Here is a 15,680-nt window from a genome sequence, read left to right on the forward strand (position 1 = left end):
CGGTAGCCGTTTGGAACCGATCATTCCACCGTTACCGATTTCGCCAGATTGCGCGGCTGGTCGACATCCGTTCCCATGAACACGGCGGTGAAATAGGCGAGCATCTGGATCGGCAGTGCGTAGATGATCGGCGAGATGATTTCCGGCACGTCCGGCAAAACGATCGTCTCCATCGTCTTCACCGTGGCGTGCGCGGCGCCCTTGCTGTCGGTGATCAGGATGATCTTGCCGCCGCGCGCCGCCACCTCCTGCATGTTCGAGACGGTCTTTTCGAAGATACGGTCATGCGGGGCGATGACGATGACGGGCATGTTCTCGTCGATCAGCGCGATCGGGCCGTGTTTCAACTCGCCGGCGGCATAGCCTTCGGCGTGGATATAGGAAATTTCCTTGAGCTTCAGCGCGCCTTCCAGGGCCAGCGGAAAATTGGTGTCGCGGCCGAGATAAAGCACATTCTTGTAGTGCGAGAGGTCGCGCGCGACCTTTTCGATCTGCCCGTCGAGCTTTAGCACCTGGTTCGCATAACGCGGCGCTTCCGACAGCTCGCGTATCAGCGTTTTCTCCTGCTCCTGCGAAATCGTTCCGCGCGCCACGCCCGCCCGCACCGCCAGCGAGGCCAGCACGGAAAGCTGGCAGGTGAACGCCTTGGTCGAAGCGACGCCGATCTCCGGGCCGGCCAACGTCGGCAGGATGACGTCGGATTCGCGCGCCATGGTCGATTCGCGCACATTGACGACCGCGCCGATCTTCATGCCGGCCTTGCGGCAGTAGCGCAGCGACGCCAGCGTGTCGGCGGTCTCACCCGATTGCGAGATGAAGAAAGCGGCATCGTTCTTCGACAGCGGCATCTCGCGATAGCGGAACTCCGAAGCGACATCGATGTCGACCGGCAGCCGCGCATAGCGCTCGAACCAGTATTTGCTGATCAGCCCGGCGAGATAGGCGGTGCCGCAGGCCGAGATCGCCAGCCGGTCGATCTTGGCGAAATCGAACGGCAGGTCGAGCGGCTTCGAGACGCCGCTGATGAAATCAACATAATGCGCCAGCGTGTGCGAGATCACTTCCGGCTGCTCATGGATTTCCTTTTCCATGAAATGGCGGCGGTTGCCTTTGTCGACCATGAAGCTCGTGCTGAGCGACTGTTGGCGTTTGCGGTCGACCTTGTTGCCGCCCATGTCGAAGATATCGACCTCGTTGCGGCGCACCACCGCCCAGTCGCCGTCTTCCAGATAGGTGATCGAATTGGTGAAAGGGGCAAGCGCAATGGCGTCGGAGCCAAGGAACATCTGGCCGTCGCCATGACCGACCGCGAGCGGCGGGCCATTGCGCGCGCCGACGATCAGATCCTCGTCGCCCTTGAACATGATGGCGAGCGCAAAGGCGCCTTCCAGCCGCTTCAGCGCCTTGTGCGCCGCCTCAACCGGCTTCAGCCCCCTGGCCAGTTCGCGCGCCACCAGATGTGCGACGACTTCGGTATCGGTCTGCGAGGTGAAGCTGTAGCCGTCGCGCATCAGCTCGTCGCGCAATTCGGCGAAATTCTCGATGATGCCGTTATGGACGATGGCGACGCCGTCGGAAAAATGCGGATGCGCATTACTCTCGTTCGGAACGCCATGCGTGGCCCAGCGCGTGTGGCCGATGCCGATCATGCCGTCGAGCGGTTCGTCCTTCAGCAGGCGCTCGAGATTGACCAGCTTGCCCTCGGCGCGGCGGCGGTCAAGCCTGCCGTGCTCGATCGTGGCGACGCCGGCCGAGTCATAGCCGCGATATTCGAGCCTTTTCAGCGCATCGACGATAAGCGGCGCGACCGGCGAGTCACCGACAATTCCAACGATACCGCACATGGCGCTTGCCCCCGATTCCGACCTCAAACCCGGCGCTATTTAGAGACTGCCGGGCTGTCGCGAAAAATCACATTCCATTTCGTCCGGTATCAGCCGGACTATCCTGCACAGATGCACCATGACAGGGCGCACTTGCAATCCGGTTACTGCAATTGCTCAGTTTCTCCGCTTATGTATCCTATCTCGGCTCAACGGCTCCAGAAATCAGTCAAAGACATGATGCGGCTACGAACGAACGAATTGACACGGTGACGCTTTGGCGTCCGGTTAGGCCCCGCGAACTGGAGTTGATCCAGAGGGCAGGGATGCGCGCCTTTCCTCCTCGACTTGCCGATCAGCCGATCTTCTATCCGGTCACCAGCGAGGCCTATGCCACCCAGATCGCCCGAGACTGGAATGTGCCCGCGAGCGGATCAGGTTTCGTGACGCGTTTCGAGGTGCGTCGCAGCTTTCTGGACCGTTACAGCGTCCAGCATGCCGGCAGCCGGGCGCATCTGGAATACTGGATCCCGGCCGAAGACCTGTCGGCCTTCAACGATGCAATCGTTGGCGAAATCCAGCTTGTCGCCGAGTTCCGCTAGTCTACCCTTTTTTGCGGGCCGCCGCGGCCTGAGAAAAACGCTCTCGCAACTCCTTGCCCTTGCCGGGTAGAGTCCGCTGGCGGGCGCGGCCGAAGGCCAGCGCATCGTCGGGTACGCTTTCGGTGATGACGCTGCCCGAGGCGATGTAGCCGCCCTTGCCGATCGACACCGGCGCCACCAGCGAGGAGTTCGAGCCTATGAAGGCGCCTTCGCCGATATCGGTGAAGAATTTCGAATAGCCGTCATAATTGCAGGTGATGGTGCCGGCGCCGATATTGGCACCGGCGCCGATGCGAGCATCGCCGATATAGGTCAGATGGTTGACCTTGGCGCCCTCCTCGACGATCGCCTGCTTGACCTCGCAGAAATTGCCGACCTTGGCCTTGGTTCTCAGATCGGCCCCGGGCCGCAGCCGCGCGAACGGCCCGACATCGCAATTCGACGCGATGGTGGCGCCTTCGATGTGGCTGAAGGCATGGATCTTGGCGCCCGTGGCGACTTTCACGCCCGGTCCGAACCAGACATTGGGCTCGACGATCGTGTCGGCACCGATCTCGGTATCGTGCGAGAAGAACACGGTTTCGGGCGCGATCAGCGTAACGCCAGAAAGCATCGCCTCGCGCCGGCGGCGCTGCTGCCAGATACCTTCCGCCTGGGCAAGCTCGGCACGGTTGTTGATGCCGAGCGCGTTCTCGAAACTGGCTTCGGTGGCGACCACATCAAATCCCTGCGCAGCGGCGATCTCGACGATGTCGGTGAGATAATACTCGCCCTTGGCGTTCTTGCTGCCGACTTGATCGAGCAGCTTCAGCGCGTGCCTGCCGGCGACCGCCATCAGCCCGCCATTGCAGAAGGTGATTTTCTTCTCCTCGTCCGAGCAGTCCTTCTCCTCGCGGATGGCCACGAGCTTGCCGGCCTTTTCGATAAGCCGGCCGTAGCCCGAAGGATTTTCCGTACGGAAGCCGACTACGACGACGGCCGCACCTTCCGCCAGCTTCAGCCGCGCCGTCGCGAGCGCTTCCGGATCGATCAACGGCGTGTCGCCAAACATCACCAAGATGTCGTCATAACCTTTTGATATTGCTGCGCGTGCGGCAAGCACGGCGTGCGCGGTGCCGAGACGTTTTTCCTGAACGAAAGCCTCGGCCTTCGGCGCAAACTTGAGTGCGGCCTTGCGCATCTCATCGGCGCCATGGCCGATCACCAGCGCCAACTCGCCGCTGCCGGCGGCTTCGGCCGCCTTGACGACATGGGCAACCATCGGCAGGCCGGCGATTGTGTGCAGCACTTTCGGCACCGCACTTTTCATGCGCGTGCCTTCGCCGGCAGCGAGGATAACGGACAGGCAGGTTCTCTGGCTCATGGGATGGCAACCGTTGAAAGGGGTCTGGAATCGAAGCGTTAGTAGCACTGGCGCCATGCTGCACCAATGCGGTTAAATTCCGGTGAGACGGTGGAATCTCCAACCCGCGACACGCCCAAGCCGATCGGCTCAGGCGGCTTCCGCCTCGTCACGTGACGCGAAGGCCGGAGCCCGGCCACGGCCATATTGCCGTGGTGAACAGTTCATGACCCGCTTGAAGGCTGTGCTGAAGGCGCTTTCGGATTCGTAGCCGAGCGAAAGCGCTATGACGGCGACGGGATCGCTGGAATTCGTCAGCCGGTCGCCGGCCAGCAGCATTCGCCAGCGCGTCAAATAGTCCATCGGCGACGCGCCGACCGTCTCCTTGAATCTGAGCGCAAAGGTCGATCGCGACATGCCGGCCCGTTCCGCCAGTTCCTGTAACGTCCAACCATGCGCCGGATCGTCATGCATCGCGCTGATCGCCGCGCCGATCTGTTTATCCGCGAGGGCAAAGAGCCAGCCGATGCCACCTTTCAATCCTTCCGAAAGATGCAGCCGCAGCGCCTGAACCAGCATCATGTGGGCGAGGTGCTGGATCATCAGAAAGCCGCCCGGCTGCGGCTTGCGCAGCTCCTGCATCATCCGCTCCACCGACCAGCGCAGCGCCGACTGGTCCGACTCTTTGCGGATATGCACAATGGCTGGCAGCATCCGCAACAGGATGCCGGCATGATTGCCGCCAAGCGCGAAGCGGCTGCTGACCAGAAAGAAATCACCACCGCCATTGTGGGTCACGACACCGCCGGCTCGCGCAGGCGGAAAAATCTTGACGGCTTCAACAGGCGTCAAGCTCATGTCGCTTGCAAGGCGGAAAGGCCGTCCACTCGGCAACAGGAAGCAGTCTCCCGTCTCAAGGCGCACTGCGTCAGCAACGCCCTCCACAGATAGCCAGCACCGGCCGGAGACCACCGCTCCGGTCTTGATGCTTTGCTGCTGGTCGGGGAACTGGATCGACCATTCACCACCAGCATCGAAACCGGCCGACATATAGTTTCGCGGCTTCAGCAGCGAGAGCACATCTGAAAGGGGATCCACAGGTCATTCCGGACGATTGCGAAGATAATACGGACTTTATCGCATAGATCGTATTTTCTCAAGCGCCTATCACGACACAACTGAGCCGCGAAAATGGTCGTGGTCAGAAACGGACAGGAGAAGTCGTGATGCGTGTTTTCGTTACCGGAGCGACCGGATTCGTCGGTTCTGCCGTCGTTCAAGAACTCATCGGCGCCGGCCATCAGGTGCTCGGCCTCGCCCGCTCGGCGGCGTCGGCCAAGTCGCTTGCAGCCACCGGAGCCGAGGTGCATCGAGGTGACCTCGAAGACCTCGAAAGCCTCAGCAGGGGCGCAGCGGCAGCTGATGGAGTGATCCATACCGGCTTCAACCACGACTTCTCGAAATTCGCGCAAAATTGCGAGATGGACCGGCGCGCCATCGAGGCCTTGGGCGGTGCACTCGAAGGCTCCGAGCGGCCCCTGCTCGTCACCTCCGGAACCGCGCTCCAGGCGCGGGGCCGTATCGCGACCGAGGAAGATGCGCCTGTCCCCTCTTCCGCTTCGTATCCCCGCGCCTCCGAAGCAACAGCCGCCGCGCTGGCGGCACGCGGCGTGCGCGCGTCGGTTGTGCGCCTCCCTCCGTCGGTCCATGGCCAGGGCGACCACGCCTTCGTTCCTATTCTCATCGACCTCGCTCGCAACAAGGGCGTGTCGGCCTATATCGGCGAAGGGCTCAATCGCTGGCCTGCCGTGCATCGGTTCGATGCCGCCCGCGTTTACCGGCTTGCGCTCGAGCATGGAGCCTATGGCGGGCGATATCACGCGATCGCCGAAGAAGGCGTGCCGTTCAAGGACATCGCCGGCGTGATCGGCCGGCGCCTGAACGTGCCGGTCGTCGCCAAGTCCGCGGAAGAAGCCGCCGATCATTTTGGCTGGTTCGCGATGTTCGCGGCGATGGATGTCCCAACCTCGAGCGAGCGGACTCGCGCGCTGCTGGGGTGGGCGCCGAGCGGACCCGGGCTCATCGCCGATATCGACCAGCCGGGCTATTTCGAAGGCTGAACGGATCACTTAGCTGCGGTGCCCTTGCGCCGCAGCTACGGCCTCGCGCTTCGGCCGGGCGGCAAACCTATCCCAACTGCCCCAGCACCGGAAAATTCTCGAGCAGCCAATAGGACACCGCCTGCACGCCGCCGGTCAGGAAAAACACGCCGGCCACGACCAGCAGCGCGCCGATGGCCTTTTCGACGCGGCCGAGATGGACGCGGAATTTCCCGAGAAAGCGCATGAAGGCGCCTGAAAACAGCGCCGCAACCAGGAAGGGAATACCGAGGCCGAGCGAATAGGCGGCAAGCAGCAGCGCGCCCTCGCCCACCGTCTCGCGGCCGCCGGCAAGCGTCAGGATCGGCCCCAGCACCGGGCCGATACAGGGCGTCCAGCCAAAGGCGAAGGCCAGGCCCATGACGTAAGCGGCGATCAGGCTGGCCGGCTTGCCTTGTGACTGGAAGCGCGCCTCGCGTGAAAGCAAAGGGATGCGCAGTACGCCGAGGAAATTCAGCCCCATCAGGATGATGAGCACGCCGGCCGCCATTGCCAGCGGCTCCTGCCAGACTCGCAGCAGATGGCCGATGGTCGAGGCGCCGGCGCCGAGCGCGACGAAGACGGTCGAGAAGCCGAGCACGAAGGCGATGGAGGAATTAACCAGCGCGCCTCGCGCACCGGCCTTTGCCGTAATGCCGGCCTCGCCGCGGAAATCGTCGACCGACACGCCGGCCATATAGCACAGGTAAGGCGGCACCAGCGGCAGCACGCAGGGTGACAGGAACGAAATCGCTCCCGCCCCGATCGCACTGACATAGCCGACGTCCAATGCCATTTCCGTCTCCCGATGACTGCGCAGCCATATAGCCGCGACAACGGCCGTCCGCCAATCACCATCGCGTGGCCCCATCACATTGGGTGGCAAGTCGACGCCCGCCCGGGAAGAAAGGGCAGCCAGGCAGCGTTGATCAAACGAAGCTGCGTTGTTCCGCGCGCTCTTCGAATGATCCAGGGAGAAGTCCATGAAAACGATCGCAATTGGCATGGCCGCGCTTTTGCTCGGCACCACGGCGTCCTTGGCCGCCGAGGCGTGGAAGGAAGCAGAGGTCGGCGGCACCAAGATCTACACCGACGCCAGCGGCATGACGCTCTACACCTACGACAAGGACGAGGCGGGCAAGTCGAACTGCTACGACAAATGCGCCGCCAATTGGCCGCCGCTGAAGGCTGACGCCAACGCCAAGGCCGAGGGCGAGTGGACGATCGTCGACCGCACCGACGGCACCAGGATGTGGGCCTACGAAGGTAAGCCGCTCTACACGTTCATCAAGGACAAGAAGGCCGGCGACGTGACCGGCGAGGGTGTCGGCGGCGTCTGGCATATCGCCAAGGCCGACTAGGCCTTGAGCTTCTAATCGGCTGTAACAGGCAATAACACGGCTGGTCGCTGGGAACTCGACCCAACCGCCCCGGCGGCCAGCTTTTCAGCACGGTACTTCCTTGCGACTGTCCGAGCAAAATGCCGGGCAAGCGATTGCGCGCTTTACAGCATCTGTTCAAGCAGGGCTGGCGCGTGCTCCATGTTTCTCTTATATCCGCGGGAGAGTTTGTCCCGTTCTCCAGGATCAATTGCCGGGTTTGTCCAGCGATAGGCTGCTCATTTCCCTTGTCCAGGATTGCGGAAATCGCATGGCGCGCCGTTGGGTTGCGCATTCGGTACAGGGCCGCATTTTGACTGCTTGGCCTTGACCGGATGCAAAAGCGCGGCCATGTGAGCGACACATTGAACGAGATTTCGTCGCGCGCAGCGGAATTCTTCTGCCGCATCACAACTGATATGAGACCGTATGGACGTCGTCGTCGTCGAATCGCCGGCCAAGGCGAAGACAATCAACAAGTACCTCGGCAAGAACTACAAGGTTCTGGCCTCGTTCGGCCATGTCCGCGATCTGCCGGCCAAGGATGGCTCGGTGCGTCCGGATGAGGACTTTGCCATGTCCTGGGCCGTCGACACCGCGTCTGGAAAGCGTCTCGCCGATATCGCCAAGGCGGTCAAGGACGCCGACGGGCTGATCCTCGCCACCGATCCGGACCGCGAGGGCGAAGCGATCTCCTGGCATGTCCTGGAAGTGCTGAAGCAAAAGCGCGCATTGAAGGACAAGCCGGTCAGCCGCGTCGTCTTCAACGCCATCACCAAGGCGTCCGTGCTGGAGGCGATGGCCAATCCGCGCCAGATCGACGCGCCGCTGGTCGATGCCTATCTCGCTCGCCGCGCGCTCGACTATCTGGTCGGCTTCACGCTGTCGCCCGTGCTGTGGCGCAAGCTGCCCGGCGCCCGCTCCGCCGGCCGCGTCCAGTCGGTGGCGCTGCGTCTGGTCTGCGACCGCGAATCCGAGATCGAGCGCTTCATCCGCGAGGAATACTGGCAGGTCGCCGCCATTCTCGGTACGCCGCGCAAGGATAATTTCGAGGCGCGGCTGACCGCCTTCGAGCGCAAGAAGCTGCAAAAGCTCGACATTTCCAACAAGGCGCAGGCCGACGACATCAAAGCGATGCTCGAAGGCGCCAGCTTCAAGGCGGCGTCTGTCGATGCGAAGCCGACCAAGCGCAATCCCGGGCCGCCCTTCACCACCTCGACGCTGCAGCAGGCAGCCTCATCGGGTCTCGGCTTTTCGGCCAACCGCACCATGCAGGTGGCGCAGCGGCTCTATGAGGGCATGGAGATCGGCGGTGAGACCACCGGCCTGATCACCTATATGCGGACCGACGGCGTGCAGATGGCACCGGAGGCGATCTCTGCCGCACGCGATGCGATTGCCAAGGAATTCGGCCCTAAATACCTGCCTGAAAAGCCGCGCTACTATTCCGCCAAGGCCAAGAATGCCCAGGAGGCGCACGAAGCGATCCGTCCGACCGATTTCATGCGCACGCCGGCTTCCGTCAAGCAGTATCTCGACGCCGACCAGGCGCGGCTTTACGAGATGATCTGGAAACGCGCCATCGCCAGCCAGATGCAGCCGGCCGAGATAGAGCGCACCACGGTCGAGATAGAGGCAGTCAACGGCCCGCGCACCGCCGAGCTTCGCGCTGTAGGCTCGGTTGTTCGCTTCGACGGCTTCCTTGCCGCTTACATCGAGCAGAAGGAAGAAGATTCGGAAGACGAGGAAAGCCGCCGCCTGCCCGAGATTCGTGCCGGCGAGCAGCTCACACGCGAGGCGATCAACGCCACCCAGCACACCACCGAGCCGCCGCCGCGTTATTCGGAAGCTTCGCTGATCAAGAAGCTGGAAGAGTTGGGCATCGGCCGGCCGTCGACTTATACGGCGATCCTGAAGACGCTCGAGGATCGTGACTATGTCACCATCGACAAGCGCAAGCTGGTGCCGCAGGCAAAGGGCCGGCTATTGTCGGCCTTCCTCGAAAGCTTCTTCGAGCGATATGTCGAGTACGACTTCACCGCTTCGCTGGAGGAAAAGCTCGACGAGATTTCCGACGGCAAGCTCGCATGGAAGGACGTGCTGCGCGATTTCTGGAAGGATTTTTCCGGCGCCGTCGCCGACATCAAGGAGTTGCGCGTCACCGACGTCCTCGATGCATTGAACGAGGAACTGGCGCCGCTGGTCTTTCCCGCGCGGGAAGACGGTTCGAACCCGCGCATCTGTCCGAAATGCGGCACCGGCAACCTGTCGCTGAAGCTCGGCAAGTTCGGCGCCTTCGTCGGCTGTTCGAACTATCCCGAATGCTCCTTCACCCGCCAGCTCGGCGACGCCGCCAATCCCAATGGCGAGAACGGCGGTGGTGAAGACGGCACCAAAGTGCTCGGCAAGGACCCCTATACCGCCGAGGAGATCACGCTGCGCAATGGCCGGTTCGGCCCCTATGTCCAGCGCGGCGACGGCAAGGATGCCAAGCGCTCCAGCCTGCCCAAGGGCTGGACGGTCGATTCGATCGATCACGAAAAGGCGCTCGCCTTGTTGTCGCTGCCGCGCGACGTCGGCAAGCATCCGGAATCCGGCAAGATGATTTCGGCCGGGCTGGGGCGCTACGGGCCGTTCGTGCTGCATGACGGCACCTACGCCAATCTCGACAGCATCGAGGACGTGTTCTCGATCGGCCTCAATCGCGCCGTCTCGGTGATCGCCGAGAAGCAATTGAAGGGCAAAGGCGGCCGCAATGGCGGCACAGCCGCTGCGCTCAAGGAACTAGGCGATCATCCTGCCGGCGGCGGCAAGATAGTCGTGCGCGACGGCAAATACGGGCCTTATGTGAATTTCGGCAAGGTCAATGCGACGCTGCCGAAGGGCAAGGATCCGCAATCGGTGACGATCGAGGATGCGGTGGCGCTCATTGCGGAAAAGGAAGCCAAGGGCGGCAATGGCGCCAGGAAGCCCTTCCGCAAAGCGGCCGCGCCTGCGAAGAAATCGGTTGCGGCCAAAAAACCGGCGGCCAGGAAAAAGGGATAGGACGGGTTGGCGCGCAAAGTCTCCGGAAGAAGCCACGGCGATCTGCGCACCGCCGATACCCGTGCCAAGGTCAGGGACAATTACCGGCCTTCACGCGACGAGATACTGCGTTACATCGCCGAAAATCCGGACCGCGCCGGAAAACGCGACATCGCCAAGGCGTTTGCGCTGCGCGGCGAAGACCGTATCTGGCTGAAGGACGTCTTGCGCGACCTGCAGGATGAAGGCCTGCTGACCAAGGAGCGCAAGCGGCTTGCCCGTGTCGGCGCGCTGCCCCACGTCGCGGTGCTCGACATCTTCGGCCGTGACGCCGACGGTGTGCTGCTGGCGCACCCGACCGAAGCGATTGGCAATGGCGAACCTCCGGTCATAGCGATCCGCGTGTCGCGCGGCGGCAATGGCCCGACGCCGGGCATCGGCGACCGCGTGCTGGCCAAGACCTTTCCGACCGACGATCCGGCAGGCCCGGCCTATACCGGCCGGGTGATGAAGATATTCGAGAAGCGCACCGATGCGGTTCTCGGCGTTTTCCGTGTGCTGAAGGACGGCACGTTCCGCATCGAGCCGGTGGAAAGGCGGCAGCCGGAGCTGGTCGTCGACAAGGAATTCCAGAACGGCGCCAAGAACGGCGACCTGGTCGAGGTCGAGCCGGCGCGGGCCTCGCGCTACGGGCTGCCGCGAGCCAAGGTTCTGGCGGTGTTGGGGTCGCTGACCAGCGAAAAGGCGGTCTCGATGATCGCCATCCACGCACACGACATTCCACATATTTTTCCCACGGACGTCATCGCCGAGGCGGAGGCGGTCAAGCCGGCGACGCTTGCCGGCCGCGAGGATTGGCGCGAGCTGCCGCTGCTCACCATCGATCCGGCCGACGCCAAGGATCATGACGACGCGGTGTTCGCTATGCCCGACACCGACGAGAAGAACGCCGGCGGCGTGGTTGTCACCGTCGCCATTGCGGATGTCGCTGCATACGTGCGCTATGCCACGGCGCTCGATCGCGAAGCGCTGAAGCGCGGCAATTCGGTCTATTTTCCCGACCGCGTCGTACCGATGCTGCCGGAGCGCATCTCGAACGACCTCTGTTCACTGCGCGAGGGCCAGGATCGTCCGGCGATAGCGGTGCGTATGACTTTCTCGGCCGATGGCCACAAACTCAGACACTCCTTCCATCGCGTCATGATGAAGTCGGCGGCGAAACTCGCCTATCAGCAGGCGCAAGCGGCGATCGACGGCGCACCGGACGACACGACTGGCCCGATCCTCGATACGGTGCTGAAGCCGCTATGGGACGCCTACGCGATCCTGAAGCGCGGCCGCGACACGCGCCAGCCGCTCGAACTCGATCTGCCCGAGCGCAAAATCCTGCTCAAGCAGGACGGCACCGTCGACAAGGTCATCGTGCCGGAGCGGCTCGACGCGCACAAGCTGATCGAAGAGTTCATGATCCAGGCCAATGTCGCCGCCGCCGAGACACTCGAGGCGAAGCGCCAGGCGCTGGTCTACCGCATCCACGATGCGCCTTCGCTTGCCAAGCAGGAATCGCTGCGTGAATTCCTGCAGACGCTCGGCCTGTCGCTGGCGCGCGGCGCGCAAATGCTGCCGAACCAGTTCAACGGCATCCTCGCTCGCGTGCGCGGCGCCGACAATGAGGGGCTGGTCAACGAAGTGGTGCTGCGCTCGCAGAGCCAGGCCGAATATTCGCCCGCCAATATCGGCCATTTCGGCCTCAACCTGAAGCGCTACGCGCATTTCACCTCGCCGATCCGTCGCTATGCCGACCTCATCGTGCATCGTGGGCTGATTGCCGCACTCGGCCTTGGTCCGGGGGGCCTGACGCAGGACGAGGCGGAGCGGCTGGAAGAGGTCTCGGCCCTGATTTCGGCGACCGAGCGGCGCGCGATGGCCGCCGAGCGCGACACGGTCGACCGGCTGATCGCCGCCTATCTCGCCGAGCGCATCGACGACCGTTTCGACGCCCGCATCTCGGGCGTCACCAAATCGGGCCTGTTTGTCCAATTGCCGCAGTACGGCGCGGATGGCTTCATTCCGGTTTCAACCCTGGGCGGCGACTACTATATATACGACGAAACTGCTCGATCGCTTTTCGGAGAACGCACCGGCAAGGGCTATCAGCTTGCTGATCGCGTCGAGGTTCGCCTGATCGAGGTGGCGCCGATGGCCGGCGCGATGCGTTTCGAGATGCTGACCGAGCCAAAGCCGCTGCCCGGCTCCAAACGGTCGTTCCACAAGGCCAAAGGCCGCGCCCGGGCGTTGCAATCGCGTCCAGGCTCGCGCGGCAGGAGACGGTAATGCCAACAGAACTGCAGGTGGAAGAACGGATTTTCGGTGGCGAACATCACTCGGGCCGGACCGCCCGGCCGCTATGGACGGCAATGAAGCGCGGCATGCTCGGCCGCTGCCCGCATTGCGGCGAGGGCAAGCTGTTTCGCGCCTTCGTCAAGACCGTCGACAAATGCGATCATTGCGGCGAGGAGCTCCACCACCATCGCGCCGACGACCTGCCGGCCTATCTCGTGGTCGTCATTGTCGGCCACATCGTGCTCGGGGCCTTCATGGGTGTCGAGGCGACCTCGACGCTGTCTACCTGGCAGCACATCGCCATCTGGGTGCCATTGACCATCATTCTGGCCGTCGTCCTGCTGCAGCCGGTCAAGGGCGCTGTCATCGGCCTGCAATGGGCGTTTTATATGCACGGCTTTGGCGGTGAAGAAGATCTGATCGAGTCGCATCCCGAGGCTTGAAACCGAGGCTGGCGCAATCGGCATGGCTGGACGCCACTTTCGCATCGGAGAAGATTCCGCTAGGTCGACCGCATGGACGTTATGACCAAGGCGGAAGTCGACAAGGTTGAGCGGATCGCGCTCGAGGCCAAGCCTATACGCCCGCGCGACGCCGCGACGCTGATCCTGCTCGACCGCAAAGGCGACGAATTCCTGGTGCTGATGGGTCGCCGCCACGCCGGTCATGCCTTCATGCCGGGAAAATTCGTGTTTCCCGGCGGCCGCACCGATCCGGCCGACAGCCGCATCTCGACAGCCACCGCACTTCATCCCGAGGAAGAGGCGAGATTGACCGCTGGCATCGGTCGCACCAGCCCGGCTCGCGCCCGCGCCATTGCCTTGTCGGCAATCCGCGAAACCTATGAGGAGGCCGGCCTGCTGATCGGTCAAAAAGGCGTGTTCGTAACCGCCAGGCGCGACTGGCAGGGCTTTGTCGAACACGGCGTCATCCCATCACTGCAAGCGCTGCGCTTCGTCGCACGCGCCATCACCCCGCCCAACCGGGTGCGCCGCTTCGATACGCGCTTTCTCGCCGCATGGCGCGACGATGTCGCCGTTGAACTGCCGGGTGGCGGTCCGACCAACGAGTTGGAGGACGTCGTTTGGCTGCCGCTGGCCAAGGCCAGGCAAGCCGATATTCCAGACATCACGCGCACGGTCCTGGAGGAACTGGAAACGCGGCTCGCCTGGGATCCGCTGCTGAGCCCCGGCAGTCCCGTACCGTTCTACCGGCTTGTCCGCAATCGCTTCGTCCGCGAAATTCTCTAGAGCAGCCAGGCATTCCATGACAGTCGATACCCAGCCGCAGGGCAAGGAACGCGTACACTGGCTGCCGATGGTCGCGGCGATCTCGTCGATCAGCGTCGTCGGCATTGCCATCGGCCTTGGCATGCCGCTGCTCAGCGTGATCCTGGAAACGCGTGGCCATTCCGCGTCGATGATCGGTCTCAACACCGCGGTCGCCGGCCTCGCCTCTATCGCCGGCGCGCCGCTCGCCACCCCGCTTGCCATGCGGTTCGGGGTCGCCTGGACGATGCTTGCCATGATCGCCGCCGGGGCGCTGGCCTTTGTCGGTTTCCATTTCGCGCCAGCTTTCTGGATGTGGTTTCCGCTGCGCGTGCTGCTGCATATCGCGCTGACGGTGCTGTTCATCCTGTCGGAATTCTGGATCAGCACCTCGGCGCCGCCACACCGGCGCGGACTGGTCCTCGGCATCTATGCCACCGTGCTGTCTCTCGGCTTTGCCGCCGGGCCTTGGCTGTTCGCCCATCTCGGCAGCAGTGGCTTCCTGCCCTTCGGCGTTACCATCGCCTTGGTTACGCTCGCTGCCATACCGGTCCTGGCGGCACGCAACGAGAGCCCGACGATCGTCTCGGACGGCGAAACCAGCAATTTCCTGCGTTACATCTGGCTGGTGCCGACGGCGACCGCCGCCGTGCTGGTGTTCGGCGCGGTCGAGACCGGCGGCTTTGCACTGTTCCCGGTCTACGGTAGCCGCATCGGCTACTCAGAGGCGGACGCCGCCCTTTTGCTCACCATGATCGGGCTTGGCAACGTGCTGTTGCAGATCCCGATCGGCATGATCAGCGACCGCGTAAGCGACCGTCGCTATCTGCTGATGGCCTGTGCCACCGTCGGGCTTGCCGGCACGGTCTTCATGCCGTACTTCGCGCAGAACTGGCATTTGATGGCAGCGCTTCTGTTCGTCTGGGGCGGTGTGGTCGCTGCCATGTACACAATCGGCCTGGCGCATCTCGGCTCGCAGCTTTCCGGCCACGAATTGGCCTCCGCCAACGCCGCCTTCGTTCTCTGCTACGGCGTCGGCATGGTGCTTGGCCCGCAGGCGATCGGCATCGGCATGGACGCTTTCGGGCCGTCGGGCTTCGGTTGGGCGCTCGGCCTGTTCTTCGCCTGCTATATCGTGCTGGTCGGCACCAGGCTGCTCCGCAAAATCCTCTGAGTCGGCCCAGCTGCCGACTTCCCTCCCACTGCTGACCAACTACTGACACAACCATGTCAGGAGGGCTCGAGTATATGCTCCCCCAAAGTGCATAAGCAGGGAGACCTCGGATGATCGATAGTGGCTTTGAAACGAAATCGCTGCGGATGGAATTGCTGCTGCTGGTGACCTTTCAGGCACCGGCAGCCGATGTCGACCGCATCATGGAGGCGGTGGTCGCGATCGTACCGCTCGGAATGGGCAAATATGACAGCAATGCCTTTCAGTCGGCGGACGGCATCGAACGTTACCGGCCGCTTGAAGGTGCCGCCGCCGGCGCCGAGACGGAATTGCGCAGGCGGTCGGGCACTGTCGAGGTGTCGTTCGAACTGCCTGATGACCAGAAGCTCGCCGCACGCGTCGTCGAGGCGATTTATCAGGTTCACAGCTATCAGGAACCGGTGATCCGCATTCAGCCACTGCTTGCCAGCCGCTCCAAGGGTCTCGACGACCGCACCAACCCGAACCGCTGGTGGAACACGACGGGAGACTGGAAGAAGGCGTTACAACCGGAAACCGTCGCGGCGGAGTGACCGGGACCTGGTCGT

13 protein-coding genes are annotated in these 15,680 nt (G+C 63.1%); 9 read left to right on the plus strand and 4 right to left on the minus strand.

Annotated elements, in window-relative coordinates:
• Window positions 1–20: 20 nt before the first annotated feature.
• Window positions 21–1,844: a glutamine--fructose-6-phosphate transaminase (isomerizing) gene (glmS, locus tag NKH33_RS27320; protein ID WP_352770298.1), complete on the minus strand. Its 1,824-nt coding sequence runs from the start codon at window positions 1,842–1,844 to the stop codon at window positions 21–23.
• Window positions 1,845–2,131: 287 nt separating this feature from the next.
• On the opposite strand from glmS, the gene NKH33_RS27325 reads away from it, so the two are divergent.
• Window positions 2,132–2,425 (plus strand): hypothetical protein, encoded by a 294-nt coding sequence (locus NKH33_RS27325; protein WP_352471802.1) that lies wholly within the window; start codon window positions 2,132–2,134, stop codon window positions 2,423–2,425.
• Window position 2,426: 1 nt separating this feature from the next.
• Here NKH33_RS27325 and glmU read toward each other — a convergent pair whose 3' ends face one another.
• Both glmU and NKH33_RS27335 read right to left on the minus strand, forming a co-directional pair.
• Complete coding sequence (gene glmU / locus NKH33_RS27330; RefSeq protein ID WP_352922363.1) at window positions 2,427–3,788, minus strand: bifunctional UDP-N-acetylglucosamine diphosphorylase/glucosamine-1-phosphate N-acetyltransferase GlmU; 1,362 nt, start codon at window positions 3,786–3,788, stop codon at window positions 2,427–2,429.
• Window positions 3,789–3,917: 129 nt separating this feature from the next.
• Window positions 3,918–4,865 (minus strand): AraC family transcriptional regulator, encoded by a 948-nt coding sequence (locus NKH33_RS27335; protein ID WP_352922366.1) that lies wholly within the window; start codon window positions 4,863–4,865, stop codon window positions 3,918–3,920.
• Between the two features lie 128 nt (window positions 4,866–4,993).
• On the opposite strand from NKH33_RS27335, the gene NKH33_RS27340 reads away from it, so the two are divergent.
• Window positions 4,994–5,887: an SDR family oxidoreductase gene (locus NKH33_RS27340; protein ID WP_352922369.1), complete on the plus strand. Its 894-nt coding sequence runs from the start codon at window positions 4,994–4,996 to the stop codon at window positions 5,885–5,887.
• Between the two features lie 67 nt (window positions 5,888–5,954).
• Here NKH33_RS27340 and NKH33_RS27345 read toward each other — a convergent pair whose 3' ends face one another.
• Window positions 5,955–6,701 carry a cytochrome c biogenesis CcdA family protein gene (locus NKH33_RS27345; protein WP_031212847.1) on the minus strand — a complete coding sequence of 249 codons (747 nt, stop codon included), beginning with the start codon at window positions 6,699–6,701 and terminating at the stop codon, window positions 5,955–5,957.
• A 187-nt stretch (window positions 6,702–6,888) separates the two neighbouring features.
• Between NKH33_RS27345 and NKH33_RS27350 the strand changes: the two genes are divergently transcribed.
• The 7 genes from NKH33_RS27350 to NKH33_RS27380 all read left to right on the plus strand — a co-directional run bounded on the left by NKH33_RS27350 (window position 6,889) and on the right by NKH33_RS27380 (window position 15,665).
• Complete coding sequence (locus NKH33_RS27350) at window positions 6,889–7,266, plus strand: COG4315 family predicted lipoprotein (RefSeq protein ID WP_352448701.1); 378 nt, start codon at window positions 6,889–6,891, stop codon at window positions 7,264–7,266.
• 447 nt (window positions 7,267–7,713) lie between these two features.
• Window positions 7,714–10,329 (plus strand): type I DNA topoisomerase, encoded by a 2,616-nt coding sequence (topA, locus tag NKH33_RS27355; RefSeq protein WP_352922372.1) that lies wholly within the window; start codon window positions 7,714–7,716, stop codon window positions 10,327–10,329.
• Between the two features lie 6 nt (window positions 10,330–10,335).
• A complete protein-coding gene (gene rnr, locus NKH33_RS27360; protein ID WP_502906776.1) occupies window positions 10,336–12,642 on the plus strand; it encodes a ribonuclease R in 2,307 nt (768 codons plus the stop codon).
• Window positions 12,642–13,094: a DUF983 domain-containing protein gene (locus tag NKH33_RS27365; RefSeq protein ID WP_023679976.1), complete on the plus strand. Its 453-nt coding sequence runs from the start codon at window positions 12,642–12,644 to the stop codon at window positions 13,092–13,094. The genes rnr and NKH33_RS27365 overlap by 1 nt, the downstream gene beginning before the upstream one ends.
• 72 nt (window positions 13,095–13,166) lie before the next feature.
• Window positions 13,167–13,901, plus strand: coding sequence for an NUDIX hydrolase (locus NKH33_RS27370; protein ID WP_352922375.1), 735 nt, complete (start codon window positions 13,167–13,169; stop codon window positions 13,899–13,901).
• 16 nt (window positions 13,902–13,917) lie between these two features.
• Window positions 13,918–15,093 carry an MFS transporter gene (locus NKH33_RS27375; protein WP_352502459.1) on the plus strand — a complete coding sequence of 392 codons (1,176 nt, stop codon included), beginning with the start codon at window positions 13,918–13,920 and terminating at the stop codon, window positions 15,091–15,093.
• Between the two features lie 110 nt (window positions 15,094–15,203).
• Window positions 15,204–15,665, plus strand: coding sequence for a YqfO family protein (locus tag NKH33_RS27380; RefSeq protein WP_352922378.1), 462 nt, complete (start codon window positions 15,204–15,206; stop codon window positions 15,663–15,665).
• Window positions 15,666–15,680: the final 15 nt, after the last annotated feature.

Source organism: Mesorhizobium sp. M1182, assembly GCF_040318335.1.
Taxonomy (GTDB): Bacteria; Pseudomonadota; Alphaproteobacteria; order Rhizobiales; family Rhizobiaceae; genus Mesorhizobium.

Coding starts and splice junctions, on each gene's coding strand:
- glmS (WP_352770298.1), bottom strand. CDS start 1,844: ATGTGCGGTATCGTTGGAATTGTCGGTGACTCGCCGGTCGCGCCGCTT.
- glmU (WP_352922363.1), bottom strand. CDS start 3,788: ATGAGCCAGAGAACCTGCCTGTCCGTTATCCTCGCTGCCGGCGAAGGC.
- NKH33_RS27340 (WP_352922369.1), top strand. CDS start 4,994: ATGCGTGTTTTCGTTACCGGAGCGACCGGATTCGTCGGTTCTGCCGTC.
- NKH33_RS27345 (WP_031212847.1), bottom strand. CDS start 6,701: ATGGCATTGGACGTCGGCTATGTCAGTGCGATCGGGGCGGGAGCGATT.
- NKH33_RS27350 (WP_352448701.1), top strand. CDS start 6,889: ATGAAAACGATCGCAATTGGCATGGCCGCGCTTTTGCTCGGCACCACG.
- topA (WP_352922372.1), top strand. CDS start 7,714: ATGGACGTCGTCGTCGTCGAATCGCCGGCCAAGGCGAAGACAATCAAC.
- NKH33_RS27365 (WP_023679976.1), top strand. CDS start 12,642: ATGCCAACAGAACTGCAGGTGGAAGAACGGATTTTCGGTGGCGAACAT.
- NKH33_RS27370 (WP_352922375.1), top strand. CDS start 13,167: ATGGACGTTATGACCAAGGCGGAAGTCGACAAGGTTGAGCGGATCGCG.
- NKH33_RS27375 (WP_352502459.1), top strand. CDS start 13,918: ATGACAGTCGATACCCAGCCGCAGGGCAAGGAACGCGTACACTGGCTG.
- NKH33_RS27380 (WP_352922378.1), top strand. CDS start 15,204: ATGATCGATAGTGGCTTTGAAACGAAATCGCTGCGGATGGAATTGCTG.